Raw genomic sequence first — 24123 nt, 5'->3', positions numbered from 1 at the left:
TCACCGTCTTCCTCCTCCGTTTACCCACAAATACCCTCATGACCAGCTCCATGTACAACCACTCCGTCCCCGTCTTCAAGCAGATGCTGACGGCGCTGAAAACCATCCTTGCCCAGGCCAGCGAGCACGCCACCAGCAAGTCGATCGAGCCCGACGCCCTGTTGCAAGCGCGGTTGGCGCCCGACATGTTTCCGCTGCTCAAGCAAGTACAGATTGCTGCCGATTTTTCACGTGGTGTTTCGGCGCGTCTGGCCGGGGTGGAGGTGCCCGCCTTTGCAGGCCAAGAGAAGAGCTTTGGCGATCTGGATGTGCTTTTGACCCAAACCTTGGCGTTTCTCGACGGCGTCAACGCGTCGCAGTTTGAAGGCAAGGAAAGCGCCGAAATCGTCTTGCGCCCCGGCACGCCGAAGGAAAAGAAGCTCAGTGGGCAGACCTACCTCGCGAACTACGGTCTGCCGCAGTTCTTCTTTCATGTGACAACGAGCTACGACATCCTGCGCCACAACGGTTTGCCCATTGGCAAGCGTGACTTCATGGGCGCGTACTGACCTCCTGAATTTGCGGCAGTTGCTGCGCCGGCAGCACTACACCACCAACCGCGAATGCCCAATCCCCCCGCCCTTCTCCACCCGGATCTGCGCGGGGATGCGCTCTTTCAGCGCTTCCACGTGGCTGATGATGCCGATCATCTTGCCGCTGGCGTTCAATGAATCCAGCGCTGTCAGCGCGATCTCCAAGGTGTCGCCGTCGAGTGAGCCGAAGCCTTCGTCGAGGAATAGCGAATCGATGGATGTCTTGTTGCTCACCAGGTCCGACAGCGCCAGGGCCAGCGCAAGGCTGACCAGGAAGCCTTCGCCGCCCGACAGGGTGCGCGTGTCGCGCGTGGCATCGCCCTGCCATGCATCCACGATGTCCAGTTCCAGTTCGCCAGTGGGCTTGCGACGCAGCAGGTAGCGGCCGTGCAGGCGCGCCAAGTGCCGGTTAGCAAGGTGCAGCAAATGGTCGAGCGTGAGCCCCTGGGCGAACTTGCGGAACTTGTCGCCTCTGGCAGAGCCGATCAAGCCGTCCAGCCGTTGCCAGATATCGGCCTCTCCGGTCTGTTCGCTGATTTGCGCAAACAGGGCTTGCTGGTTTTGGCGGTGTTGCGCATCGCTCGTAAGCAAGGCGCGCTGGGCACCGATTTGTTCGCTGAGGGCACTGCGCTGCGCCTCTAGCGCCTCCATTTGCTCAACGATTTCTTCGGCGGTGAGTGGCGTGAGTGCTTGTACTTCCAACTGCGTTTGTTTGTCGCGTGCGGCCTGCAACAGTGCGTTGGCCCGCTGTTGCGCGGCGTTCAGTGAATCTTTCAGCGCACTCAAGCGCTGGCGTTCGGGCTCGGGCAAAAGTGCGACCTCGAACGCTGGCGCGTCGGCAAAAGGGCTGGCGTTCAGGGCGGTGTGCCACGCGCCTTCCGCGTCCAGTAAGGCTGCGCGTTGTTGCGCGAGAGCTGCCTCTGCCTGCGCATGTCGGCCCGTCAGGGCGGCGATGGTTTGGGTCAGGATGGCGATGTCGTGAGTGCAAGCGGCGAGCGCGGCCGGCAGTTCATCGGCCGCCACTTCCTTGTGCGCGGGCGAGGCCATCGCGGGTTGATCCGCGCGGGCCTGGAGGTCGGTCCATCGTTGCGCCCACGAGCTGGCTTCTGTCTGTGTCGCGTCGCACTGGGCTTGCTGGCGGGTGATGGCTTGGGCCAGCGCCTGAAGTTGGCGCTGGGTCTGCTGCCAGTGTTGCCACTCACCGTCTCGCTCTTGTAGCCACGGCTTGGGATCGGCTGGCAGCGCGTAGCCGGCTTCGGCCAGTGTGGCTTGCAGGCTCGCCTCCAGGGTCGCGAGCTCTTCCTGATTTGTTTGACCGGTTTGCACCAGCGTCGTCTGGCGCACCTGCGACTCCTCGGCCGCCTGTTGCAGCAGGGCCAACTGGCCCTGTGCCGCCTGCAACGCCTGGGCGCTTTGGTTGGCGGCTGCCTGGGCGCGCTGAATCGTCTGTTCGCCCATGTCGGCGGTTTGCAGGTCGTTGGTGAGCTGGACGAGTGCCTGCGCAACGGCCTGCTGTCCCCCGGCCAAGTGCTCGGCGCTGTGCCAATCGTCAACGGTCAATGCGGGCGTGGTTTTCACCTGGCTGATCGACGCGGTCCAAACGGTTTGCCACTGGCTGATGTGCTGTGCGGCTTTCTCTTGACTATTCATCCGCTGTGTTTGGCGTGCGTTGCTCGCAGCCAAAGCGGCGGCGGCGATTTCCCCCTGTGTTTTGAGTTTCTCGAGCGCATCTTGTTTGAGCTTTAAGGTGGCGGCGGTGGCTGAAACATCGAGCGCCTGGTAAGCATCGATTGCGGGGTGTTCCACGGCACCGCACAAGGGGCAAGCCTCCCCGGGCTGCAATGCCAGGCGGTGCGCATCCAGGCTTTGAATGCGGCGCTCCTGGTCGAGCAGTTTTTGCTTGTCTGCAACCTGCTCCTTCACCGCTTTGTATTCTTCCCGCAGCGCTGACACCGCGGCAGCTTGCGTCCCTATCGTGGCGTTGCCTTGCTGCACGTCCGCCGCCAGCGTGCCCTGCTGGGTCGCGAGTTCACGACGCTGTTTGGCCAGAGCTTCCAGCTGTTGCCAGCGGTTCAGATGGCCCTGCTCGGCCTGCCACAGCGCGCGCAAACCCGCAGGCGTTTGCCCTGCCAGGCGTTGGTCTTGTGCGGCCTGCGCCGACTGCTGCGCGGACGCCGATGCGGTTCTTGCCAGCGCCGCTGCATCCACCAGCGCGCTCTGTGCGGTGAGCTTGCGGCTGCGGGCGACTTGCTCTTCTAGCAACGCCTGCACAGCCTGTTGCTGGGTGACGAGGTTGTGTTGCAGCCGATGGCGTTGGTCAAACTGTTGCCGCCAAATGCCCAGGCGTTCGCCCAAGGCGGCGCGTTGTGGGTGCGTTGCGCAAAAGTCGGTGAGCTGCTGATGCTCACCTTTTCTCAGCGTGAGTTGGTCTTGTGCATGCTGCGCAATTCGGCTGGACAGCGTTTGGGCAAGGTGGTGTTGCTGGTAGTGAGCGGTGGTCTCGCGTTGCCGATCGACGCGGAGCGTTGCCAGCACGGTTTCGCTATGGCCGCATGCGGCTTGCGCTTGTTGCCAAGCGTGGTGCAGCGGCTTGAGCGTTTGCGCAGGCTCGCTGTCGGCAAGGCGGCGAAGTTCGGGTGCGGCGGTTTCCAGCGCCGCTGCCGCTGCAATGCCTTGCGCCTCCATGCTTTGCACCTCTTGCGCGCTTTGCGCCAGGTTCAGCTGCCATTGGCGTTGTGCTTGGGTGACCTGCTGGTTGGCTTGCACGCCCAGCAGTTCATCACCCCAACGCTTCACGTCGCCTTGCATGGCCTCGCGCTTGTCTGCGGTCAACAGTTCCACGCCGTCTGCGCGAGCCTTGAGTTGCTCCAGTTGCTGCTTGGCCTGTCGCGCCTCGTCGAACACTTTCTTGGAGATTTCGCCGTAGATTTCAGTGCCCGTCAGCTCCTCCAGCAACTCGGCTCGGTCGTTGGCGCTAGCGTTCAAGAATGCAGCAAAGCCGCCTTGGGCCAGCAGCATGGACTTGGTGAAACGGGGGAAGTCGAGGCCGGTGATCTCCGCCATGCGCTTGAGCTTGTCGCCGCTTTGGCTCGTCAAGATCGTCCCTGCGCGGCTGGTCCGGTCGACGCTGGCCAGCTCCACTTTTGGAGCCTGCAGCGCGCCGTCGACTTTGTCGCGGGCGCGGCGTTGGCTCCAGAAGGCGCGGTACACAGCGCCCTTCACTTCGAACTCCACCTCGGCCAGACAATCGGCGGTGTGCCGCGTCATGATGTCATTGGCCGATGCCGAGATGCTCTTCAGGCGCGGCGTCTCGTGGTACAGCGCCAGGCAGATCGCGTCGAGCAAGGTCGATTTGCCCGCGCCGGTGGGGCCGGTGATGGCAAACAGGCTGTTGTCGGTAAAGGGGGATTTGGTGAAGTCGATCGTCCACTCACCTTTGAGTGAGTTGAGGTTCTTCAGGCGCAGACTCAGAATTTTCATGCTGCACCTTCCGTGAGACCGGTCACGATGGCTCGGTAACGCTGGCTCAAGGCCACCAGCAGTTCAGGCGTCAGTTCTTCTTGCGCCAATCGGCGCGAAAATACATCGTGGGGGCTGAGTTCATCCAGCGTTTCACTCACCTCGCCAGCCATGCTGGCTGCCGCATTGCCACGCTGGCGCCGCACGCGCAAAACCTCCACGGGCAAGCCTTGCGTCATGACCTCGATGCGCGCGGGCAGGTCGGACAAATAGTCGTCCTCCGCGACGGTGACTTCCAGCCAGACCGGTCGCGCAGCAGACCCTTCAAGAGCGGCTGCGGTGATGGCACTGGCCAGCGCCACCAAGTTGCCGCCGACAGAAATCAACGGCTGAAACCGCGGCACCACCAGCGGCGTGATGGCCGTCAGCCCGCTAGCGCCCAGGTCCACCAGCAACATCTCTTTTTGCTGGCGCGCTTCGTCGAACCCCAGAGGGATGGGCGAGCCGCAGTAGCGAATGTGATCGAATCCTCCGACCTTTTGCGGCTTGTGAATGTGCCCCAACGCGATGTAGTCCACCGGCGGAAACGCCGACGTGGGATAGGCATCGAGCGAGCCCACATAGATCTCGCGGACCGACTCATTGCTGGTGGCGCCCACGGTAGTGAGATGCCCGGTGGCGATCAGCGGAACGACGCGGCCCAGTTCGCTTTTCAGTTCTGCTTGCCGTGCGCGGCCCGCCTCGTAGACCGATTGGTAATAGGCCTGAATGGCAGCTCGCATGGACTGCTGTTTTTCGTCGGCACTCTGCCCGGCCTGGCTCTGCAATACGTCACGCGGGCGAATGAATGGAATCGCACAGACGATGCAGCCCGCCTCACCCTTGCCGCCCCGCAACGGCAGCACGACGACTTGGCTTGCGGGGTCGTCCACCGTCGCGATCACTGTCGAGCTCAGGCAGGCGAGCAATCCGCGGCTTTCGCCCAGTGTCGCAACCGAATCATGGTTGCCCCCGAGCAGCAGCAGCGCAACACCCGCGCCGTGCAGTCGAACCACCAATTGGCTGTACAGCTCGCGCGCATAACTTGGGGGAGATCCGGTGTCGAAGATGTCGCCGGCGATAAGCACCGCATCCACCGCATGCGCATCGACTTGAAGCAGCAGCCAGTCGATCAGGCATTGATGCTCCGCCTGGCGGCTCTTGCCCATGAAATGCTGGCCCAAATGCCAGTCGGAGGTGTGAAGAATTCGCATCAGCTCTTGTTCCCTGTCGGTCTGTGGCTCATTTTCACCAACTCATCTTCCGTACTCCTCCCGCCCCCACCCACTCCTGCAGCATCACCAGCGCAGCAAGCGCGGCCCCACGACAGCCCCGATCGCAATCGCCAGGACGATACCGCCCACGTACCAGACCGCCAGGAACGGCGCGGCCAGCTCCATGCAGTGCAGCGCATAGACGCTGCCGCCGATGCCACCCGCCAGTGCACCGGCTGCGGCGCCCGCGAGCGCAGGGCGGGTCGGCGCCAGGCTGCGCAGCGCGACGATCGCCGCGACGAACACCGGCAAGCCGATCAGGCAGATGCTCAATGCGCAAGTCTTCCAGGTCTGCCCCATCAGCATCGGCATGCGTGCATCGGCGGGCGCGCCGAGCCAGGCGACGATCGCCAGCAGCCACACACCCACCGCCGGGAGCAACGCAGCCCACCAGGCATTCCGCACCGGAACTCCGGGCCGCGCCAGCCTCTGCAGCATCACGAAGCCGGCGACAGCGATGCAGGCCGGGAAAAGCAGCTTGAACCAGAACATCGGCCAGAACATGACCTCGACAAGATCGCGCCGGAGGCCGTATTCGGCAAACAGGATCAGCAGCGACAGCGGCAAGCCGACGGCCACCGCCCAGGTCATGCGCCGCGACGCCGCATGCCGCGGCACGGGCGCCACGCCATTGGCGAGCATCGTCACGAGATCGTCGGTCTTCATGGCGCGCTCCTGAATCGTGCAGCCAGCGCCTTCAGGCCGCGGTGCACGTTGACCTTGACGGCCGACTCCGACATGCCGATGAGCCGCGAGGTCTCGGCGACCGACAGCCCTTCGATCTTCACGTGGACGATCGGCAGCCGTTGCCGGTCGGGCAGCGTGGCGAGCAGGCCGCCGAGGTCGCGCCGGGCATCGCTGGCATCGGTAGCCGACGCGGCGAAGACTTCGAGGTCGTCGTCGATCGGATCGTGCAAGGCCTCGCGGATCGATTTGGAGCGCAGCAGATCGATCATTTTGTAGCGGGCGATGGCATGCACCCATGCCGTCAAGGGCTGGTCGGGCTGGTACGTGTGACGCTGGTTGTGCATTGCGAGCAGGCATTCCTGTACGAGGTCTTCGACCTCATCGGGCCAGCCGAACAGGCGCTTGCCCAAAAACGCGCGAAGGTGCGCGCAGAGTTTCGACAGGAACGTGTGGTACGCCGCGGCGTCTCCGGTAAGTCCACGAAGGAACAAATCACGAAGGACGGTCTCGACCGTTTCGCCGGCATTGGCGCCGCGCGCACCCGTCGCGCTGTCCCTTGTTATTCGTGGCATGGGGTGGAACGGTTACGGCACTGGCGAAAAAAGAGGTCAAAGAATTGTGCCGTGCGCTGGCTTGCCAGTTCTCAAGGGGGTCGCTACATTGATGTTTTTGAGGGCCTGCAATGTCTGTTGATGCCGTTTCGATTCCTTCTCTTGCTCCCGCTGCTCCCGCTGCTTCCGCTGTTTCCGGTCCTCCGTCCCTGATGTTCTCTCTTTCGCCCGACATTGCAGTTTCCGTCGACATCCCCGTTGGCGGCGCCTTGCCCTCACCGCTGCCGGCCGTCCCTGCAACACCAGCTCAACGCCACATCCGACTCACCTCGCACAGCGGCGGCTTCGGCGCGCTGCCCATCCGTTGGGCAGCGGCCAGCGCGGCCGAACGCGGTCCGGTCGTCGGCACCACGACCTCGCGCGCGCACCGCAACGTCATCGGCACCCACAGTGGTTCGTACAGCGTGTACCGCGCGCTCGCCGTCGCGGCCGGCGCACTCAAGCGCGAGCATCGCGCCGACCTGACCAACACCGCGCCGACCGACCTCATCGGCCCCTATCCGCAGTGGAGCGAGCCCGGCAAGATCGTCTCGCTAGACCCTTGGGGCGCGCTGGTGGCCGATGTGTTTTCGGGCGAGCTCGCGGCCGGCTACGACATCCGCCCGACCATCGCCATCACGCAGGCCCACGTCATCCTGCCGGAGGTAATCGAGGCGCTGCAAAGCGGACGCCTCAAGGCCGACGGCAAGTTCCTGACCGCCGGCGGTGCCGCGATGGTGACCAAGGCGGCGATCGAGCCCGTCTGGTTTTTGCCAGACGTGGCCAAGCGCTTCGGTTGCAGCGAAACCGATCTGCGCCGCACGCTGTTCGAGGAGACCGGCGGCATGTACCCCGAGCTGGTCACGCGCTCCGATCTTGAAGTGTTCTTGCCACCCATCGGCGGACAGACGCTCTACATCTTCGGCAACCCGCGCGATCTGGCGAATCCGGAGGTCGAACTCACCGCGCGCATCCACGACGAGTGCAACGGCTCCGACGTGTTCGGCTCCGACATTTGCACTTGTCGGCCGTATTTGACCCATGCCATTGAGGAATGCATTCAGGGCGCGCAACGTGGCGGCGTCGGGCTGGTCGCCTACTCGCGCAAGGAAGGCCGGGCGCTCGGTGAAGTCACCAAGTTTTTGGTCTACAACGCGCGCAAGCGCCAGGTCGGCGGCGACACGGCAGACCAGTACTTCGCGCGGACGGAGTGCGTGGCCGGCGTGCAGGACATGCGCTTCCAGGAGCTGATGCCTGATGTCTTCCACTGGCTCGGCATCCGGAAGATTCACCGGCTGGTTTCGATGAGCAATCTCAAGTACGACGCCATCACCGGCTCGGGCATCGAGATCGGCGAGCGAGTCAACATTCCGGACGACCTGATCCCAGCCGACGCCAAGGTCGAGATGGACGCCAAGAAAGCCGCCGGCTACTTCACACCAGGCCATGTGCCCAATGCCGATGAGTTGAAGCAGGCCAAAGGTCGGGGGCTCGCCAAATGAGCCGCGACAACTACGGCGTCGACCCGGAGCGCCCGACACACAACGCAGCCGTTCGAAGTGCGGACGCGGAAGGCCATGTCGATCCGATCGTCGAGCTGACCGACGACAGCAGTCATGCGGCGGGCGCTGCGGCGTTGTTGCGCACCACTGCGGCTGTCCGCGAGCGCTCGGCCGCCTTGCTGGCACGCGCGCGGCGCGGCGAGTCGGCGTGGTTCACCATCGGCAACGACAGCACCATCGAAGATGCCGCACGGGCCGTGGCAGAAGTAACGCTTGAACGATACCCGTGGGACACGATTCCGTACCACAGCCGCTGGCGCCATTTCGAGGCCGGTGGTGTCGACCGGCTGGCCGAGTTGAACACCCTGTTGGGCGAAGCCGCGACATCGCGTGAGCGTGCCCGCGCGCAGATCGATCTGGCGTTGGTCAGCGTGTTGCTCGACGCCGGTGCCGGGCCCGATTGGCGCTACATCGAAACTGCCTTCGGCGACGAAGAAGGCCAGAGCTTCTCGCGCTCAGAAGGCCTGGCCGTGGCGAGCTTTCATGCGTTCACCAGCGGCCTGTTTTCATCCGATCCCGACCGTCCGCTGCAGGCCGACGCGGCCGGTCTGAAGGCACTCGTCACAGACCGTCTCGGCGACGCACTGCAAGTGAGCGAAGCCAATCCGCTGATCGGCCTTGCCGGGCGCGCGATGCTGTTGCGCAGGCTCGGCGAGGCGATGACCGAGCAGCCCGAGGTGTTCGGCGACAGCGGCCGGCCCGGCGGACTGTTCGACGCGCTGGTCGGCCCGTACGGCCCCGCCGCGCCACCGACGGCCGAGGTCACGGCGCACGAGATTCTGTCGCTGTTGCTCGATTCGTTCTCGGGCATCTGGCCGGCATCCAACGCCATCGACAGCCTGGCCGCCGACGGCAGCGACAACGCCGGCGGCTTCGGCACCAGCGACCGGGCATTGGCGCTCGGCGATTGCTGGCGCCACAGCGCAGTGACCGGCCCCGGCTTGACCAATGGATGGATGCCGTTTCACAAGCTCTCGCAGTGGCTGACCTATTCATTGCTGGAGCCGTTCGCTTGGGCCGGCGTCAAGGTGCGGCATCTGGAGACGCTGACCGCACTGCCCGAATACCGCAACGGCGGCCTGCTGATCGACAGTCAGGTCATCGTGCCGAAGGACCCTGCGTTTCTCGAACGCAGCTGGAAGGTCAGCGACGAGTTCATCGTGGAGTGGCGTGCGCTCACGGTCGCGCTGCTCGATGAAGTGGCGCCGCGTGTGCGCAAGGTGCTGAACCGCACGGAAGAAGATATGCCGCTGGCGTGCGTCCTTGAAGGCGGAACCTGGGCGGCGGGACGCGCGTCGGCACATCGCCTGCGCAACGGCGCACCGCCACTGATGATCGAGAGCGACGGCACCGTCTTCTAGAGACGAATTCGACCTGCAGATCCAAACGGCATCGGGCTGCGTAACAGCTCTGGAATCACACACATCGTGTGCCTGGAGAAGAAAGCGCACATGTCGCAAAACACTGCCACCGCGATCCATTGGGTCGAACAGGGCTACGTGCCAGACCGAGTCGTGCGGGCAGGCATCCGCCGCTTGTTGAAAGCGCGGGTGATCGAGCTGGAAAGCGCCGATACCGAATCCACGTCTGATCAGACCAGCGATTTTCTCGCAACAATGCGCAGCGCTGAACTGGCGCCTCTGCCCGAAAAGGCCAACGAGCAGCACTACGAAGTACCGGCCGCGTTCTTCGGCGCCGTACTCGGCAAGCATCGTAAATACAGCAGTTGCTATTGGCCCGACGGCGTCGACACGCTCGAAGCGGCCGAGGCGGCCTCGCTCAACGCAACATGCGAACGCGCCGGCCTGAAAGATGGGCAGCAGGTGCTGGAACTCGGTTGCGGCTGGGGTTCGCTGACGCTCTTCATGGCCCAGCGCTACCCCGGCAGCCAGATCACCGCACTGTCGAATTCCAGCTCCCAGCGCGAGTACATCGAATCCGAAGCGACGCGCCGCGGGCTGACCAACGTTCGCGTGCTCACCCGCGACTTCAACGTCTTCAGCAGCGACGAGCAGTTCGACCGCATCGTGTCGATCGAGATGTTCGAGCACCTGCGGAACTGGCCACGTGCATTCGCCAACGTCGCCTCATGGTTGAGGCCGGGAGGCCGCTTCTTCATGCACGTGTTCGCGCATCGCGACGCGCCCTACCCCTTCGTCGAGCGCGATGCCAGCGACTGGATGAGCAAGCACTTTTTCTCTGGCGGCATGATGCCCAGCGACGACCTGGCATTGCACTGCCAGGACGACTTGCGCCTGCTGCAACGCTGGCGCTGGAACGGCACGCACTACCAGCGCACGTCGGCAGCGTGGCTGCGCAACATGGATGCGCACCGCAGCGAACTGATGCCGCTGTTCGAGAGCACCTATGGTGGTGAAGCCAACGTGTGGTGGACGCGGTGGCGCCTGTTCTTCATGTCGGTCGAAGAGCTGTTCGGTTACGACGAAGGCCAGCGGTGGTGGGTCAGCCACTACCTGTTCGAGAAGCGCGCGTGACAGTCGCTCCAGCGCAACCAACGCGGACCATGCAACTCGCGAACGTGGTGCTGGCGCAGATCGGCTGGTTCGCGGCAGTGCTCGGTGCCGCGCACGACCGGCCGCTCTGGGGATTGGCATGCGGGCTCGCGGTGATCGCATGGCACATCGCCGTTTCCTCGCGACCTGCGCAGGAGGCTGCACTCGTTGCGCTGGTTTGCCTGATCGGCTTTGTATCGGAGACGATTCATGTCGCGCTGGGCAACATCGGCTATCCGTCGGGGCAACCCTTGGCCCATCTGCCGCCCTACTGGATGATCGGTCTTTGGGGCTTGTTCGCGATCCAGTTGAACGTGACATTGCGCTGGCTGCGCCCGCGGCTGTGGCTGGCCGTCGTGCTCGGCGCTATTGCCGGCCCGGCCTCTTTTGCGTCGGGCGTGCGGCTTGGCGGCGCGTCGTTCATTCATGCCACGCCGGCGCTGGCCGAACTGGTCGTTGGCTGGGCCGTGCTGATGCCACTGCTGGTCTGGTTGTCGATCCGATTCGATGGCGTGATCGTCGAGGCGGTCATACATGCCGATCTTCCGGAGACTGCTCATGCGTGAGGTGATTGCAATGTGGCCGATAGCCTTGACTGGATTGGGCGTGACCGCCGTGCTGGCAGTGTTGACCTGGCTGGTGAGCCTGTCGCGCACCGACGTGAGTCTGGTCGACCGCATGTGGCCGATCTTGATCGCGGGTGCGGGGTGCGTTTACTTCGTGCTAATGCCGGCGCCGGGCATTCGAAGCGTTTGCATGATCGCCATCGCGGTCGCGTGGGCGTTGCGCCTCAGTCTGTTCATCACGGTACGCAACTGGGGGCACGGGGAAGATCGCCGCTATCAGGAGATCCGCGCCCGCAACCAGCCGAACTTCGGGTTTAAAAGCCTGTACCTCATCTTCGCCTTGCAGGTGGTGCTCGCGTGGATCGTCTCGGCTCCGTTGTTCGTGGGCGTCGTCGCGGGAAATACCGTTGGCGTCGTCGCACCGAACCCGCTCGGCTTGCTCGATTGGGCGGGCATGTCGATCGCGATCTTCGGCGTGGTTTTCGAAGCCATCGGAGACCAGCAGATGGCCACTTTCAAGTCCGACCCTGCCCACAAGGGCCAAGTCATGGACCGCGGCCTGTGGCGCTATACCAGACACCCCAACTACTTCGGCGAGGCCTGCGTCTGGTGGGGACTGTGGCTGATGGCGCTGTCCGCCGCAGGCTGGGGCGGCGCGTGGAGCGTCGTTTCGCCGCTGCTCATGACGGTACTGCTGCTCAAGGTGTCCGGCGTGACGCTGCTCGAAAAGGACATTGCTGAGCGCCGGCCGAAGTACCGTGAATACGTCGAGCGGACCAACGCATTCGTGCCGGGCCCGCCGCGCAAAGGTACGCCATGAAAGCGCTGCATGCTGTCCATGTCGGTAAAACGCTGGCGCTTTCGCTCTCGTTCGGCCTGCTGGCAACGGCACCGAGCCATGCGGCGACAGCACCGACCGGCGAATGGAATTTCGTTGCCTCGCTGAACGACAAGCCCATTGGGGAACACCGCTTCAATGTGACCGGTTCCGGCGACGAGCGGCGAGTTGTCGGAGAGGCGAACTTCGACGTCAGATTCATCGGCATATCGGCTTACCGCTACCAGCACAAAGTCGTCGAGAAGTGGCGCGGCAACTGCTTGACCGACCTCGTCTCGAAGACGGACGACGATGGCAAGATCATGCGCGTGCGCACGCAAACCGAAGGCGAAGGCAGCTCTGGAGGCGAAGGGCTCATGGTCTTCGCGGATAACGCCACGGGCTTGTCCGTGGCGGGCTGCGTGATGAGCTTCGCCTATTGGAATCCGGCCCTGCAGACGCAGACACGACTGCTCAACGCGCAGACCGGCAAGCTTGAAAAAGTGCAGATCACGCGCGTCGGTAGCGGCGAGATCGATGTGCGCGGGCAATCGACCGTGGCGACGCGGTGGCGCATCACGGGCGCCACGAATCCGATCGACGTCTGGTACTCAGCCAACGGCGACTGGCTCGGTCTCGACTCGACTGTCGACGGCGGCCGCAAGCTCAGCTACCGGTTGAAGTAAAAGTGGCGCAAGCATTGCGTCTGAAGTGATCCATGGTCGGCCATGCGTCGTAATGGTTGCAGGAGAACCACCCACCATGTCCATTCGAAACTTCCTCATCGCCTACCCCATCACGGCCATCATCTTTCTGGGGCTAGATGCCATCTGGCTCACCACCATGGCCGACCGGCTCTACCGGCCGGCCCTCGGCAACATGATGCTGGAGCGCTTTTCGCCGGCACCGGCGATTGCGTTCTACCTGATCTACATCGTGGGTGTCGTGTTCTTCTGCGTGGCGCCATCGGTCAACGGCCGGGCTTGGCTGTCGGCGCTCGGCTCGGGCGCCTTGCTCGGGCTGGTGGCCTATGCGACCTATGACCTAACCAACCAGGCGACGCTGAAAAACTGGCCTGTACAGGTCACCATGGCCGACCTGTGCTGGGGGACTTTCGTGACTGCCGTGTCGGCCGCAGCAGCCTGCTGGATCACCGGGTGGATCAGCGATTTCATCGGCCGCCGCTGATTTCGCTGGAGCTAAAAAAAACCGCTGCGACGCAGCGGTTTTTTTACATCCCGACCAGCCCGCCGAACCAGCGGGCGATCGCACCTTCGAACATTACCTTGCCGCGCACCGATGCCAGGCAGATGCATTCACCATCGGCGAGGACGACCGGCTGGTGAAGGATGGACCCGTCGGCCTCGTCGAAATCACCCGGCCCGAACAGTGCCCGACCATCGTGGAAGGTGCCGTACAGCACCTGCGTCAATTCGACTTCACTGTGGCTGTGCATCGGCAGTTTTTTACCGGCGCCTATGCGCAACAAGAACACGTTGGCAGCCCGGTCGTAAGGCAGCGTCACGCGGCTCCAGCGCATGCCGGGGCCAAGCCAACGCCAGCGCGTGGTCGTGCAGCCGTGGAGTGACCGTGGCCACTTCATGCCGACCGGCAATGCGGCGCGAAGCCCCACCGCTGTCGGCGGTTGGAACGCCGGCGGCGATGGTGCGTCGATGGCGGCCAGGGCCTTCGTCAGCGCGTCGGTTGCAAGCACTGCAGGGTCAAGCGCCTCCAGCATGTCGCCGCCGATCGTTTCCAGCACGCGAATGCGCTCCTGGCAATGCGCGCAGCCCTCGACGTGGCTGGACACGACCAGCGAAGGGCCGTTATCGAGATTGCCCGCCGCAAGGGCCAGCAAGAAGTCATCGTCCGGGTGGTGGTTCATCATGGTTCGAGGCCGTCGAGCAATCGACGCAGGTGGTTGACGGCAAGCCGCACGCGCGACTTGACAGTGCCGAGTGGAATGCCCAGCTCGAGCGCGATGCGGGAGTGGGGATGCTCTTCGTAGAACGACAGGCGCACGATTTGCGCCTGCTCTGGCGACAATTTGCACATCGCCTCGCGAACGCCCTTTTCGCGCCGGCCAGTCCGCACCTGATCTTCAAGTGCGGGGGCCGTGTCCGGCATGTCGTCGGCTTCGGTGCCGTCGCCTTGCACCTCGCGCTGCCCTTGGCGCCGGAAGTGGTCGACGCGCAGATTGCGCGCTATGGTGAAGATCCAGGTCGACACCGCAGCCTGAGCCGGATTGAACATGGCGGCCTTGCGCCATACCGAAATCATGGTCTCCTGCACCAGCTCTTCGGCCAGACCCTCTGCCGTACCCGACCGCATCAGGAATGCCTTCACGCGCGGCGCGAAATGCTTGAACAGGGCAGCGAAAGCCTGCCGGTCGCCCGCGGCCGCTATGGCCTGCACCAGGGCGTTCAGTTCATCGCTTGTCGGCATCGCTCCCCGTGGTTGTTTCAACGTAACGACCGACAGGCGGGCAGCCGTGGCTGTCTGGGCCAGCAAGGCTGCTACCGTGGACTGTGGGACGGGGCTCATACAGCTTCGTACGGCCCGCTCGGGGAATTAGATCACGTCGAATTACAAATACCGTGATCCAAATGGCCAACCGCCGCGTATTGACTCCAAGCCCTGTCCTCAGACCTGGCCTCAGGCATTCCAGGAGCCCCAGTATGCAAACGATGTCGACCGCCGCTGCGCCTACGATGCGCACGCCGCCCCCCGCCCATGCAGGTGCGGCACTCGATATCGCTGTCATCGGCAGTGGCATCTCGGGTCTGTCTGCGGCATGGCTGCTGTCGCAAAAGCACCGCGTGACCGTCTTCGAGGCCGACACCCGGCCCGGCGGGCACAGCAACACGGTCGATGTGCAATCCACGCAAGGTGGCGCCGGTGCGGTGATCGCTGTCGACACGGGATTCATCGTCTACAACGAGCCGGCCTACCCCAACCTGACGGCGCTGTTCGCGCACCTCGGCGTCGAGACCAAACCGTCGGAGATGTCTTTTGCGGTAAGCCTGGACGACGGTGCGCTCGAGTACTCGGGAACAGGCCTGGGCGGCGTGTTCGCGCAAAAGCGCAACCTCGTCAGCCTGCGCTTCTGGTCGATGCTGCGCGACCTGGTCCGGTTCTATCGTCAGGCACCGGCGCACGCCGCCGGCGCCGGCCTGATGCCGCTCGACCAATACCTCGACATGCAGGGCTATGGCAGGGCGTTTCGCGACGACCATCTGTATCCGATGGCGGCTGCAATCTGGTCGACGTCGGCCGCACGCATCGGCGAATACCCGACCGAGGCCTTCGTGCGGTTCTGCGAAAACCATCATCTGCTCAAGCTCACCAACCGGCCGGCCTGGCGCACCGTAGAAGGTGGCAGCCGCCGCTACGTCGAGCAGCTCACCAAGGGAATGGGCGATCGTTTGCGCCTGGACAACGCCGCCGTCGAAATCCGGCGTAGCGACGAGGGCGTGCATGTCTGCACCGAAGCCGGCTGGGCGCCCGAGCGTTTCGACCAGGTCGTGATCGCCACGCACGCCGACCAAGCGCTGCGACTGCTGCCTGATGCGCACGCCGAGGAATCGCGTGTGCTCGGAGCTTTCGGCTACAGCCGCAATCGCGCCGTGTTGCACAGCGACCCAGCCCTGATGCCGCAACGCCGCGCAGTGTGGTCGAGCTGGAATTACGCGGCCGATCGCACTCGCCCCGATGCCTTGTGCGTGACCTACTGGATGAACCGGCTGCAGGGGATTCCAGACCACACGCCGCTGTTCCTGACGCTCAACCCCATGCAAGAGCCCCGCCCCGAACACCTGATTCGCAGCGAGACCTACGAGCATCCGATGTTCGATGCCGCCGCGATCCGCGCGCAAGACCAGTTGTGGTCGCTTCAGGGTCATAACCGCACCTGGTTTTGTGGTGCGTACTTTGGCTCGGGGTTCCACGAAGACGGGCTGCAGTCAGGCCTCGCGGTGGCCGAGGCGATAGGCGGCGTGCGTCGGCCTTGGACGGTCGCCAACGAGTCCGATCGCATCCGGCTGAAGACTGTGCTTCGACCCGCGATGGCCGAAGCCGCAACGAATGGTCAAACCGCATGAACACGACACTGCAGCAGTCCGCGCTCTACCCCGGACGCGTCATGCATCAACGGATGCGACCCGCGCGCCACCGACTTGCCTACCGTGTTTTCTCGCTGTTGATCGACCTCGACGAACTGCCGGAGCTGGCGCAACGGCTGCGTTTTTTTTCCCTGAATCATTTCAACCTGTTCAGCCTGCACGAAGCCGACTACGGCGCGCGCAAGGGCAAGGACGGCAACGGCCACAACCTGCGCCAGCGGGTGGATGAGCAGTTGACCGCCGCGGGCCTGCTCGCGGGTGGCCCCATCCGCCTGCTGAGCATGCCGCGCATCCTCGGGTACGCCTTCAACCCGCTCAGCGTGTACTTCTGCCACCTGCCCGATGGCGAGTTGCAAGCGATCCTCTACGAAGTGAACAACACGTTCGGCGAACGCCACAGTTACCTGATCGAAGTGGACAAGGTTCAGCGCGCCCGGAGCACTCAGGGTGCGCCGATCGACCAGCACTGCGCCAAGGAGTTTCACGTCTCGCCCTTCCTCGGTTTGCAGATGGACTACGGCTTTCGCGTGCAAGCGCCCCACGTCGACCAGCCTGAAATGCGCCTGGACATCACCGCGAGCGATGCCGACGGCCCGATGTTGTTCGCACGGCTCGACGCACATCGCCGCGTACTGAACGATGCCGCCTTGTTGCTGGCATTCTTTTCGCATCCCCTGCTCACGCTGAAGGTCGTGGGCGCCATCCACTGGGAGGCACTGCGCCTCTGGGTCAAGGGCGTGCGGTTGCACGTTCGGCCGCCCGCACCGACCCGGTCGGTGACCGTTATCAAAGCCGAAGAATCATGAGCACACCTTCTTCTCCGCCAAACAGCCTCCAGACCGAAGAACCGCGCAGCGGCGTTGCCTCGACCCTGTCGTCGCTCGGAGGTTGGCCGATGCGCCGGCTGCTGACGCGACTGTTGCGCGACGTGCGCTGTGGGACGCTCAGCGTCGAGCTGCCCGGTGGCGAGCGCATCGAAGGCCGGGGCACGGCGCCGGGCCCGCAGGCTTCCATACGCCTGCATCGCTGGCGCCCGCTGGTGCGTTTGCTGCTGCAGGGCGACCTGGGCCTGGCCGAGTCGTACCGCGATGGCGACTGGTCGACGACAGACCTCACCGCGCTGCTTGAATTCGGGATTTGCAACGAGGCGAATTGGGGTCGTGCGCTCGAAGCCTCGCTGCCGGCGCGCTGGCTCACTCGGCTGTTCCACCTGATGCACGCCAACTCGCGGCGGGGCAGCCGCCAAAACATCTCGTTCCACTACGACATGGGCAACGACTTTTACGCCCAGTGGCTGGATCCGGACATGCTCTATTCCAGCGCCCTGTACGCCACGGGCGACGAATCGCTCGAAGAAGCGCAGGCTGCAAAGCTGGACCACATCGTGTCGCTGCTCGACGTGCCCGACGATGGCAAGGTGCTCGAAATCGGCTGCGGTTGGGGTGCGCTGGCTTTGGCGCTGGCCCGCAAGCATCGCGCCAGCGTGACCGGCCTGACCCTTTCCACCGAGCAGCTGGCCCACGCTAACAAACGAGTCGCCGACGAAGGTTTGACGCAGGCCGTCGACCTGCGGCTGCAGGACTATCGCGATGTGCAAGGCGAATACGACCGCATCGTTTCCATCGAGATGCTAGAAGCGGTCGGCGAGCGTTACTGGCCTGTTTACTTCGAGACGCTGCGTCAGCGACTACGGCCCGCCGGTTCGGCGGTGCTGCAGGTCATCACCATTGCCGACGACTACTTCGATCACTACCGGCGCGGTACCGATTTCATCCAGCGCTTCATTTTTCCAGGCGGCATGTTGCCGTCGGTCAGTGCCATGAAGACACAGGCCGCGCAAGTCGGCATGCGGCTTGAAACCGCGGTGTCTTTCGGTGCCAGCTACGGCACCACGCTGGCGGAGTGGCGCAACCGGTTCCTGCGGGCGTGGCCGTCGATTGAGGCGCTGGGCTTCGACGCCTCGTTCAAACGCCTCTGGGAGTACTACCTGTGCTACTGCGAAGCCGGATTTAGAACCGGCCGTGTGGACGTGGGCCTGTTCACCGTGGTGCATGCAGATCACGGCGGCCAAACTAGAAACGCTGGCGTAAGCGCCGCCGCAGCATAAGCGCTGCAACGACAGCCTGACCCTGCCAACAAACGACCGAGTGGCAGCGGTCTGGGGTCGACCGCGCATTGGCTTGGCTCTTGCTTGACACCTGCTAAAAGAAGGGCGATCTTCAGCCCTCTCTTTTGCAACGCAAGAACACAGAAAGCCTCCGCCCCTCCATGAGCAACGTTCACCTCGTCGACCATCCCCTCGTCCAGCACAAGCTCTCTTTAATGCGTCGCAAAGACGCTTCGACCAACAGCTTTCGCCGCCTGCTCAACGAGCTGAGCATGCTGATGGCCTACGAGGTGACGCGCGACATGCCGATGCAGGACATCGAGATCGAGACGCCGCTCGAAACCATGACGACCAAGGTCATCGACGGCAAGAAGCTCGTGCTGGTGTCGATCCTGCGAGCCGGAAACGGCATCCTCGAAGGCATGCTCACCGTGGTGCCCGGCGCACGTGTCGGCCACATCGGCTTGTACCGCGACCCCAAGACACTGACCGCCGTCGAGTACTACTTCAAGATGCCGAGCGAAATGCAGGACCGCGACATCATCGTGGTCGATCCGATGCTGGCCACAGGCAACTCCGCGATCGCCGCCGTCGATCGACTGAAGGAACTGAACCCGAAGTCGATCAAGTTTGTTTGCCTGCTGACTTGCCCTGAAGGCGTCAAGGCGCTGCAGACCGCACACCCTGACGTGCCGATCTACACCGCAGCGATCGACCGCGAGCTCAACGACCACGGCTACATCCTGCCGGGCCTGGGCGACGCCGGCGACCGGATCTTTGGCACGAAATAGGGCTCGCGCCACGACTCCGCGGTTTCGCTGACCATGCTCGACCTTCTCGTCACCCACGCCACCCTACCCGACGGTCGCACCGACATGTCGATCGCCGTGCAGCACGGCCGCATCGTTGAGGTGATTAACGGGCTCGATGCGCCCGCGCACGAAACCATAGACGCCCAGGGGATGCTCGTCGCCCCACACTTCGTCGATCCACACTTCCATATGGATGCCACGCTCAGCTACGGCTTGCCGCGCGTCAACGAAAGCGGCACGCTGCTTGAAGGTATCGCGTTGTGGGGTGAGCTCAAGCCGTTGCTCAAGGCCGAAGCCTTGATCGAACGTGCCCTCACCTATTGCGACTGGGCCACCGCCAAGGGCTTGCTCGCGATTCGTACCCATGTCGACACGAGCGACCCGAGCCTGCTCGCAGTCGACGCGCTGCTCGAAGTGAAGCGACGGGTCGCGCCGTACATCGACCTGCAGCTCGTGGCGTTCCCGCAAGACGGCGTGCTGCGTGCGGCCGGCGGCGTCGACAGCCTGAAGCGTGCGCTCGACAAGGGCGTCGACGTGGTCGGCGGCATTCCGCATTTCGAGCGAACGATGGCCGAAGGCGCTGCGAGCGTGAAGCTGCTGTGCGAGATCGCAGCCGAGCGCGGCAAGCTGGTCGACATGCATTGCGACGAATCGGACGATCCGCTGTCGCGCCATATCGAAACGCTGGCGTACGAATCGCAACGCCTTGGCCTGCAAGGCCGCGTCAACGGATCGCACTGCACATCGATGCACAGCATGGACAACTACTACGCCAGCAAGCTGCTCCCGTTGATCGCCGGGAGCGGCGTCAGCGTGATCGCCAACCCGCTCATCAACATCACGCTGCAGGGCCGCCACGACACCTACCCCAAGCGCCGCGGCATGACACGCGTGCCGGAGCTGATGGCTGCGGGCGTCAACGTCGCCTTCGGCCACGACTGCGTGATGGACCCGTGGTATGGCATGGGCTCGGGCGACATGCTCGAGGTCGCGCACATGGGCCTGCACGTGGCGCAGATGACAAGCCAAGACGGCATTCGCGCGTGCTTCGAAGCGGTGACCACCAACGCTGCGAAGGTGATGCACCTCGACGGCTACGGGCTCGATGCCGGTTGCGATGCCAGCTTCGTGTTGCTGCAGGCGCGAGATGCTGTCGAAGCGATAAGGCTGCGCGCCACGCGGCTCAAAGTGTTCAAGAAAGGCAAGCTGCTGGCAGAGACGCCAGCGTCGACTGCACGTCTGCATGTGGAAGGTCGCGCGGAGGCGACATCTTTCATGCCGTCACGCGGTGCCTGAGTGCCTGAACCAGTGCCGAAAGGGTTTCCCCGACCGGTAACTCGACCTTCAACTCAAAAAGATCGTCCGCGCGGGTACGACCGAGATTGACCGCTGCTACAGGCTTGCCGGCAGCCACCGCCGCCTGCACGAACCTGAAGCCCGAATACACCATCAGCGACGAGCCGATAACAAGCATGGCGTCGGCTTGGCTCAGGGCTGCGAAAGCCGCGGCAACACGATCGCGCGGGACGCCCTCACCGAAGAACACCACGTCGGGTTTGAGCAGGCCTCCGCAGGCGGAGCACGGCGGCACGTCGAATGTGGAGAAGTCGTGGCCTTCGATGTCGGCGTCGCCATCGGGTGCGGCGCGCGCTTCGAGCCTTGCCCATGCAGGGTTGCGACGGCGCAGTTCGATCTGGAGTTCGGAGCGTGGCGAGCACGTCTCGCAGGCCATGCAGCGAACGGTGTCGATACGGCCGTGCAGGTCAATGGTTTTGCGGCTGCCCGCCGCGTCGTGCAGCCCATCGACGTTTTGCGTGAGAAGGAGTTCGACGCGACCGGATGCTTCGAGTTGCGCCAGTGCACGATGGGCTGGTCCTGGCGTGGCCAGCGCCATGGTCGGCCAGCCGATCAGGCTGCGCGCCCAGTAGCGTTTGCGCGTCGCCTCTTCGCCCATGAATGCCTGATAGGTGACGGGCGAGGGCCGCTTCCAGTCGCCCTTCTCGTCGCGGTAGTCGGGAATGCCCGATTCGGTACTGCAACCGGCGCCGCTCAACACGAAAAGCCGACGGTGACGCGTAGCGAAATCAGCAAGTGCGGCAAGTGCAGATACCGGGGCTGCGGCGGCGATGTCATCCATGCGGCGGAGCATACGAGGACGCGCAAGTGCTCGCAGCGGCAGGGCCGTTCAGCGACCGCCCCGCGAACGTCCGTCAGCCCTCAGTGGGCAGCTGTTCTTTGCGGCGCTCGACCTTGCCCGGAGGTCAGCACATAGCCCGATCGCAAAAGACTCTGCAGGTTGAAGCCGTGCCGGCCATCGAGTTCGAGATGCTTGCGCAGGTGATCCGTCATTGTCTCGGGCGGGCCACCCATCAGCGCAGGGATTTCATCCCAGGAAGACATGTCGAGGCGCGCCTCGGACAACGGGGTGTTCTGGTTGCGAAAGAACGTGAGCGCGACGCTGAAGGCGCTGTCGCTCAGCGACTTCAATTCGTTCTCGACGAAGACCTGACCGGGCGGCCGAAACTCGTAGTTGCCGAACGACAGCGGTGAGGGAGAAATGCTGCCGCCTGCCCTGACCTTGGCCAGCACTTGCTTGACCTTGGCCTGGATGGCTTTTTCGTCCAGCACGCGCAACGCCGGGTCTTGCGCGAACCCGCCTGAGGGCAAATAACTCGCCTTGTTGACCACCATCAACGCTGTGCGCGGATTGACGAGCAGCCGGATGCGATCGGCGCTTTCAGACGCGCCGGCCCGGGTTTCCCCGATGACGATCATGGACAACGCCTTGCCGCTCGCAAGCAATTTCAGGAGGCCCGCCGCAGAGTCGTAGGCCAGCGATGCACAGCAATTTGCTGCGAGCAAGCGTCGCAGCCGGGCGCGTTCCAATGCGTTTTCACTCCATACTGCCGCCACCGGGCCAGCGCCTTTTTCAATCATTGTGCAGCCTCCGCATAGGACGTGCTGATCAACGGCTGGGCGTATATTCTGTCGCTCGCAGTTGGTTTCCAGAGTTGTGTTTTATCGATCAGGCAATAGCCAGTGCCGTGTACCGATCGGAGAATAAAACCATGCTCGCCTTTGAGTTCCAGTGCGCTACGCAATTGAGCAATGGCTGTATCGACCACACGTGAATTGGTCATTCGTGGCCATATCGCCTCGTAAATTTCTCGACGCGATACCGTACGACCAATTCGACTGAACAACAGACGCGCTAGCCGAAATCGCTTTGGTTGCAGATGAACTTCGTGGCGACCCATATGAATGGTAAACACGGAAGCATCGAATCGGTAGGGCCCGACTTCCAGTGCATCTTCTATCTCGTCGCCTTTGCGACTAAAAGCCAATCTGCTGTAAAGCAATTGAATTCTAGCTACCAATTCTTCATCGGAAAAAGGTCGCACCAAAAAATCGAAGAACTCTTTGTGGTCGCTTCGTTGTATATCGCTTATTGCGTTGGGCATGACCACTGCAAGGAGTGGAATGCTGGCGCCGAGGCTGTCGTGCGCTATTTCGACTTCCTCAATCGACGTGGCCTGCTCGCCGAGGCCTAGTACGACGAGGTCGACAACGGCGCCCCACTTCATGGCTTTCGACAGGTCTGCGAGCGAAGAAAAAATCTCGGCTTCGCTTGATACTTTCGACAACATTTCTTGAATGATTGCTGAAGGGCGGGGTCCAACGATAGCGATGTTCATGCACCGGATGATTCCTTTGGTTTGCCTTTTTCGCATTGCAAACGCGAGGATTCGAAAGTATTGAACAGTTATTTTTTACATTTTGTTTAAAAGGTCACAGATCATGAACAGGTTTGACCGAGCTCAATCTGCATTGGGAGATTTTGGTAGATTTGGATGTTTCAATTCGACAAGAATCTAGAGAGAAACTCGGGAGAAATGATGCGTATCGCCTTGCTTGAAGATGAACTACCGCAAATGCAATTACTGGTCGCCACCCTGGAGACGCTGACTGTGGCCGGTTACGAAAACACGAGCTGCGAGCAGTTCACAGACGGTGAGATGCTGCGGACGGCGCTGCGAACCGATTCGTTCGACCTTCTGATCCTGGACTGGAACGTGCCGGGGCTGGATGGGCTGGAGCTCTTGCGATGGCTGCGCGACTACCGCCGATTGACCGTGCCGGTCATCATGCTCAGCGCCCGCGGTGCCGAGCGGGATGTGGCCGAGGCACTCAGCGCAGGCGCCAATGACTACGTGATCAAACCTTTCAGGCCGATCGAGTTGGTCGCGCGCGTCAAACGTTTTCGCACGCCGCAGGAAACCGCAAAAGGCTGGGTGGAAACGATCGGTGAGTGGAAGTTTTTCCACGAGAGCGCTACGGTAATCCGTGCCGGTTTGCCTCCGCAGCTTTTTACGTTGAGCGAACGTGAATTTAGTTTGGCGATCGCCCTGTTTCGCAACTTGGGACGGGTCGTCTCGCGCTTCTATTTGCTGGAGGCGACCAACCAGGACGCGCGCTCCAGCAGCACTCGGATTCTGGACAATCAGATCTTCAAGGTGCGCCGCAAACTTTTGCTGGAAACCAACGGGTTGCAGCTCCAGACCATTTATGGGCAGGGTTACCGGCTGGCGCCCAGCCATGCGGCCGAGCCCGATTCGGACAGCTGAAAGAGACACGCCAAGGCCATCGGTAGATTGCTCCGGCAAGTGATCTTCAGGTGCTGTGCATCAACGCCAGCGCGGAGTCTGGTCCGACCGGCGCAGTCTCGAAGAACCTGAAACGCGTGTTGCCGATCCGAATGACATCGAGATGCCGCAGCTGACCGGCCTTGACCTTAAGGCCGTTCACGTACAAGCCGTTGCGGCTCGACAGATCGAGGATGCCGGACGTGTACCGCGACATGGCGATGCGCACATGCTGACGACTGACGCGCTCGTCGTACACGACGACGTCACACACAGAGTCGCGGCCGATCACCACGTTATCGGACGGAAGTATGGTCAGCTTGGAAAGACCGTGGTCGAGTTGAATCAGGCTGCGTTTCAT

24 protein-coding genes and 1 pseudogene are annotated in these 24123 nt (G+C 63.0%); 14 read left to right on the top strand and 11 right to left on the bottom strand.

What is annotated here, in order from left to right:
• Positions 1-38 precede the first annotated feature (38 nt).
• Positions 39-548: a DUF1993 domain-containing protein gene (locus QN413_RS02680; protein WP_323495283.1), complete on the top strand. Its 510-nt coding sequence runs from the start codon at positions 39-41 to the stop codon at positions 546-548.
• A 36-nt stretch (positions 549-584) separates the two neighbouring features.
• Here the strand turns inward: QN413_RS02680 and QN413_RS02675 are convergent, their stop codons facing one another.
• The 5 genes and pseudogenes from QN413_RS02675 to QN413_RS02655 all read right to left on the bottom strand — a co-directional run bounded on the left by QN413_RS02675 (position 585) and on the right by QN413_RS02655 (position 6603).
• The gene (locus QN413_RS02675; RefSeq protein ID WP_323495282.1) at positions 585-2927 is read right to left on the bottom strand and encodes an SbcC/MukB-like Walker B domain-containing protein; all 2343 of its coding nucleotides are present in this window, start codon (positions 2925-2927) and stop codon (positions 585-587) included.
• Positions 2928-3482: 555 nt separating this feature from the next.
• A pseudogene (locus QN413_RS02670) lies at positions 3483-4052 on the bottom strand (AAA family ATPase); the annotation flags it as partial.
• On the bottom strand, positions 4049-5284 hold the full coding sequence (gene sbcD / locus QN413_RS02665; protein ID WP_323495112.1) for an exonuclease subunit SbcD: 1236 nt from the start codon (positions 5282-5284) through the stop codon (positions 4049-4051). The gene sbcD and the pseudogene QN413_RS02670, both read right to left, overlap by 4 nt.
• 84 nt (positions 5285-5368) lie before the next feature.
• Positions 5369-6010, bottom strand: a complete 642-nt coding sequence (locus tag QN413_RS02660) for a DUF1109 domain-containing protein (protein ID WP_323495111.1) — start codon at positions 6008-6010, stop codon at positions 5369-5371.
• Positions 6007-6603 carry a sigma-70 family RNA polymerase sigma factor gene (locus tag QN413_RS02655; RefSeq protein WP_323495110.1) on the bottom strand — a complete coding sequence of 199 codons (597 nt, stop codon included), beginning with the start codon at positions 6601-6603 and terminating at the stop codon, positions 6007-6009. Before QN413_RS02655 ends, QN413_RS02660 begins: the two co-directional genes overlap by 4 nt.
• Before the next feature lie 191 nt (positions 6604-6794).
• Here QN413_RS02655 and QN413_RS02650 point away from each other — a divergent pair, with 191 nt between their 5' ends.
• From QN413_RS02650 to QN413_RS02620, 7 genes are all read left to right on the top strand, one after another.
• The gene (locus QN413_RS02650) at positions 6795-8123 is read left to right on the top strand and encodes a GTP cyclohydrolase II (RefSeq protein ID WP_323495109.1); all 1329 of its coding nucleotides are present in this window, start codon (positions 6795-6797) and stop codon (positions 8121-8123) included.
• On the top strand, positions 8120-9544 hold the full coding sequence (locus tag QN413_RS02645; protein WP_323495108.1) for a URC4/urg3 family protein: 1425 nt from the start codon (positions 8120-8122) through the stop codon (positions 9542-9544). The genes QN413_RS02650 and QN413_RS02645 overlap by 4 nt, the downstream gene beginning before the upstream one ends.
• Positions 9545-9634: 90 nt before the next feature.
• Complete coding sequence (locus tag QN413_RS02640; protein WP_323495107.1) at positions 9635-10678, top strand: cyclopropane-fatty-acyl-phospholipid synthase family protein; 1044 nt, start codon at positions 9635-9637, stop codon at positions 10676-10678.
• Positions 10679-10707: 29 nt separating this feature from the next.
• A complete protein-coding gene (locus QN413_RS02635; RefSeq protein ID WP_323495106.1) occupies positions 10708-11262 on the top strand; it encodes a DUF2878 domain-containing protein in 555 nt (184 codons plus the stop codon).
• Positions 11255-12082 (top strand): DUF1295 domain-containing protein, encoded by an 828-nt coding sequence (locus tag QN413_RS02630; RefSeq protein ID WP_323495105.1) that lies wholly within the window; start codon positions 11255-11257, stop codon positions 12080-12082. The genes QN413_RS02635 and QN413_RS02630 overlap by 8 nt, the downstream gene beginning before the upstream one ends.
• A complete protein-coding gene (locus QN413_RS02625) occupies positions 12079-12765 on the top strand; it encodes a DUF6134 family protein (RefSeq protein ID WP_323495104.1) in 687 nt (228 codons plus the stop codon). The genes QN413_RS02630 and QN413_RS02625 overlap by 4 nt, the downstream gene beginning before the upstream one ends.
• Before the next feature lie 76 nt (positions 12766-12841).
• A complete protein-coding gene (locus QN413_RS02620) occupies positions 12842-13267 on the top strand; it encodes a DUF2177 family protein (RefSeq protein ID WP_323495103.1) in 426 nt (141 codons plus the stop codon).
• Positions 13268-13310: 43 nt separating this feature from the next.
• On the opposite strand, the gene QN413_RS02615 is transcribed toward QN413_RS02620, so the two are convergent.
• Positions 13311-13967, bottom strand: coding sequence for a ChrR family anti-sigma-E factor (locus QN413_RS02615; protein ID WP_323495102.1), 657 nt, complete (start codon positions 13965-13967; stop codon positions 13311-13313).
• Positions 13964-14623, bottom strand: a complete 660-nt coding sequence (locus tag QN413_RS02610) for a sigma-70 family RNA polymerase sigma factor (protein ID WP_323495101.1) — start codon at positions 14621-14623, stop codon at positions 13964-13966. Before QN413_RS02610 ends, QN413_RS02615 begins: the two co-directional genes overlap by 4 nt.
• 134 nt (positions 14624-14757) lie before the next feature.
• Here QN413_RS02610 and QN413_RS02605 point away from each other — a divergent pair, with 134 nt between their 5' ends.
• The 5 genes from QN413_RS02605 (at position 14758) to QN413_RS02585 (ending at position 20415) form a co-directional block, all read left to right on the top strand.
• Entirely contained in the window at positions 14758-16179 is a 1422-nt protein-coding gene (locus QN413_RS02605) for an NAD(P)/FAD-dependent oxidoreductase (protein ID WP_416352122.1), read from the top strand.
• The gene (locus QN413_RS02600; protein WP_323495100.1) at positions 16176-17006 is read left to right on the top strand and encodes a DUF1365 domain-containing protein; all 831 of its coding nucleotides are present in this window, start codon (positions 16176-16178) and stop codon (positions 17004-17006) included. The genes QN413_RS02605 and QN413_RS02600 overlap by 4 nt, the downstream gene beginning before the upstream one ends.
• A complete protein-coding gene (locus tag QN413_RS02595; protein ID WP_323495099.1) occupies positions 17003-18307 on the top strand; it encodes a cyclopropane-fatty-acyl-phospholipid synthase family protein in 1305 nt (434 codons plus the stop codon). The genes QN413_RS02600 and QN413_RS02595 overlap by 4 nt, the downstream gene beginning before the upstream one ends.
• Before the next feature lie 161 nt (positions 18308-18468).
• Entirely contained in the window at positions 18469-19098 is a 630-nt protein-coding gene (gene upp, locus QN413_RS02590; RefSeq protein ID WP_323495098.1) for a uracil phosphoribosyltransferase, read from the top strand.
• A gap of 33 nt (positions 19099-19131) precedes the next feature.
• Positions 19132-20415 carry an amidohydrolase family protein gene (locus QN413_RS02585; RefSeq protein WP_323495097.1) on the top strand — a complete coding sequence of 428 codons (1284 nt, stop codon included), beginning with the start codon at positions 19132-19134 and terminating at the stop codon, positions 20413-20415.
• On the opposite strand, the gene QN413_RS02580 is transcribed toward QN413_RS02585, so the two are convergent.
• The 3 genes from QN413_RS02580 to QN413_RS02570 all read right to left on the bottom strand — a co-directional run bounded on the left by QN413_RS02580 (position 20393) and on the right by QN413_RS02570 (position 22814).
• Positions 20393-21256, bottom strand: a complete 864-nt coding sequence (locus QN413_RS02580; protein ID WP_323495096.1) for an NAD-dependent protein deacetylase — start codon at positions 21254-21256, stop codon at positions 20393-20395. The two genes, QN413_RS02585 and QN413_RS02580, sit on opposite strands and share 23 nt — an antisense overlap.
• Before the next feature lie 80 nt (positions 21257-21336).
• On the bottom strand, positions 21337-22056 hold the full coding sequence (locus QN413_RS02575) for a hypothetical protein (RefSeq protein ID WP_323495095.1): 720 nt from the start codon (positions 22054-22056) through the stop codon (positions 21337-21339).
• Positions 22053-22814: a response regulator transcription factor gene (locus tag QN413_RS02570; RefSeq protein ID WP_323495094.1), complete on the bottom strand. Its 762-nt coding sequence runs from the start codon at positions 22812-22814 to the stop codon at positions 22053-22055. The genes QN413_RS02575 and QN413_RS02570 overlap by 4 nt, the downstream gene beginning before the upstream one ends.
• A gap of 156 nt (positions 22815-22970) precedes the next feature.
• Here QN413_RS02570 and QN413_RS02565 point away from each other — a divergent pair, with 156 nt between their 5' ends.
• Positions 22971-23744: a response regulator transcription factor gene (locus QN413_RS02565; protein WP_323495092.1), complete on the top strand. Its 774-nt coding sequence runs from the start codon at positions 22971-22973 to the stop codon at positions 23742-23744.
• Positions 23745-23790: 46 nt separating this feature from the next.
• Here QN413_RS02565 and QN413_RS02560 read toward each other — a convergent pair whose 3' ends face one another.
• A complete protein-coding gene (locus QN413_RS02560) occupies positions 23791-24123 on the bottom strand; it encodes an FHA domain-containing protein (protein ID WP_323495091.1) in 333 nt (110 codons plus the stop codon).

It is taken from the genome of Variovorax sp. LG9.2 (assembly GCF_035018885.1).
In the GTDB taxonomy this organism is placed as follows: Bacteria; Pseudomonadota; Gammaproteobacteria; order Burkholderiales; family Burkholderiaceae_C; genus Variovorax.
Note: the sequence above shows the minus strand (reverse complement) of the source record. Positions and strands in the feature narration are given on the sequence as shown.

What these genes read in the sequence shown, in the direction of transcription:
- QN413_RS02680 (WP_323495283.1), top strand. Translation starts at nt 39, where the DNA reads ATGACCAGCTCCATGTACAACCACTCCGTCCCCGTCTTCAAGCAGATG.
- sbcD (WP_323495112.1), bottom strand. Translation starts at nt 5,284, where the DNA reads ATGCGAATTCTTCACACCTCCGACTGGCATTTGGGCCAGCATTTCATG.
- QN413_RS02660 (WP_323495111.1), bottom strand. Translation starts at nt 6,010, where the DNA reads ATGAAGACCGACGATCTCGTGACGATGCTCGCCAATGGCGTGGCGCCC.
- QN413_RS02655 (WP_323495110.1), bottom strand. Translation starts at nt 6,603, where the DNA reads ATGCCACGAATAACAAGGGACAGCGCGACGGGTGCGCGCGGCGCCAAT.
- QN413_RS02650 (WP_323495109.1), top strand. Translation starts at nt 6,795, where the DNA reads ATGTTCTCTCTTTCGCCCGACATTGCAGTTTCCGTCGACATCCCCGTT.
- QN413_RS02645 (WP_323495108.1), top strand. Translation starts at nt 8,120, where the DNA reads ATGAGCCGCGACAACTACGGCGTCGACCCGGAGCGCCCGACACACAAC.
- QN413_RS02640 (WP_323495107.1), top strand. Translation starts at nt 9,635, where the DNA reads ATGTCGCAAAACACTGCCACCGCGATCCATTGGGTCGAACAGGGCTAC.
- QN413_RS02635 (WP_323495106.1), top strand. Translation starts at nt 10,708, where the DNA reads ATGCAACTCGCGAACGTGGTGCTGGCGCAGATCGGCTGGTTCGCGGCA.
- QN413_RS02630 (WP_323495105.1), top strand. Translation starts at nt 11,255, where the DNA reads ATGCGTGAGGTGATTGCAATGTGGCCGATAGCCTTGACTGGATTGGGC.
- QN413_RS02625 (WP_323495104.1), top strand. Translation starts at nt 12,079, where the DNA reads ATGAAAGCGCTGCATGCTGTCCATGTCGGTAAAACGCTGGCGCTTTCG.
- QN413_RS02620 (WP_323495103.1), top strand. Translation starts at nt 12,842, where the DNA reads ATGTCCATTCGAAACTTCCTCATCGCCTACCCCATCACGGCCATCATC.
- QN413_RS02615 (WP_323495102.1), bottom strand. Translation starts at nt 13,967, where the DNA reads ATGATGAACCACCACCCGGACGATGACTTCTTGCTGGCCCTTGCGGCG.
- QN413_RS02610 (WP_323495101.1), bottom strand. Translation starts at nt 14,623, where the DNA reads ATGAGCCCCGTCCCACAGTCCACGGTAGCAGCCTTGCTGGCCCAGACA.
- QN413_RS02605 (WP_416352122.1), top strand. Translation starts at nt 14,758, where the DNA reads ATGCAAACGATGTCGACCGCCGCTGCGCCTACGATGCGCACGCCGCCC.
- QN413_RS02600 (WP_323495100.1), top strand. Translation starts at nt 16,176, where the DNA reads ATGAACACGACACTGCAGCAGTCCGCGCTCTACCCCGGACGCGTCATG.
- QN413_RS02595 (WP_323495099.1), top strand. Translation starts at nt 17,003, where the DNA reads ATGAGCACACCTTCTTCTCCGCCAAACAGCCTCCAGACCGAAGAACCG.
- upp (WP_323495098.1), top strand. Translation starts at nt 18,469, where the DNA reads ATGAGCAACGTTCACCTCGTCGACCATCCCCTCGTCCAGCACAAGCTC.
- QN413_RS02585 (WP_323495097.1), top strand. Translation starts at nt 19,132, where the DNA reads ATGCTCGACCTTCTCGTCACCCACGCCACCCTACCCGACGGTCGCACC.
- QN413_RS02580 (WP_323495096.1), bottom strand. Translation starts at nt 21,256, where the DNA reads ATGGATGACATCGCCGCCGCAGCCCCGGTATCTGCACTTGCCGCACTT.
- QN413_RS02575 (WP_323495095.1), bottom strand. Translation starts at nt 22,056, where the DNA reads ATGATTGAAAAAGGCGCTGGCCCGGTGGCGGCAGTATGGAGTGAAAAC.
- QN413_RS02570 (WP_323495094.1), bottom strand. Translation starts at nt 22,814, where the DNA reads ATGAACATCGCTATCGTTGGACCCCGCCCTTCAGCAATCATTCAAGAA.
- QN413_RS02565 (WP_323495092.1), top strand. Translation starts at nt 22,971, where the DNA reads ATGTTTCAATTCGACAAGAATCTAGAGAGAAACTCGGGAGAAATGATG.
- QN413_RS02560 (WP_323495091.1), bottom strand. Translation starts at nt 24,123, where the DNA reads ATGAAACGCAGCCTGATTCAACTCGACCACGGTCTTTCCAAGCTGACC.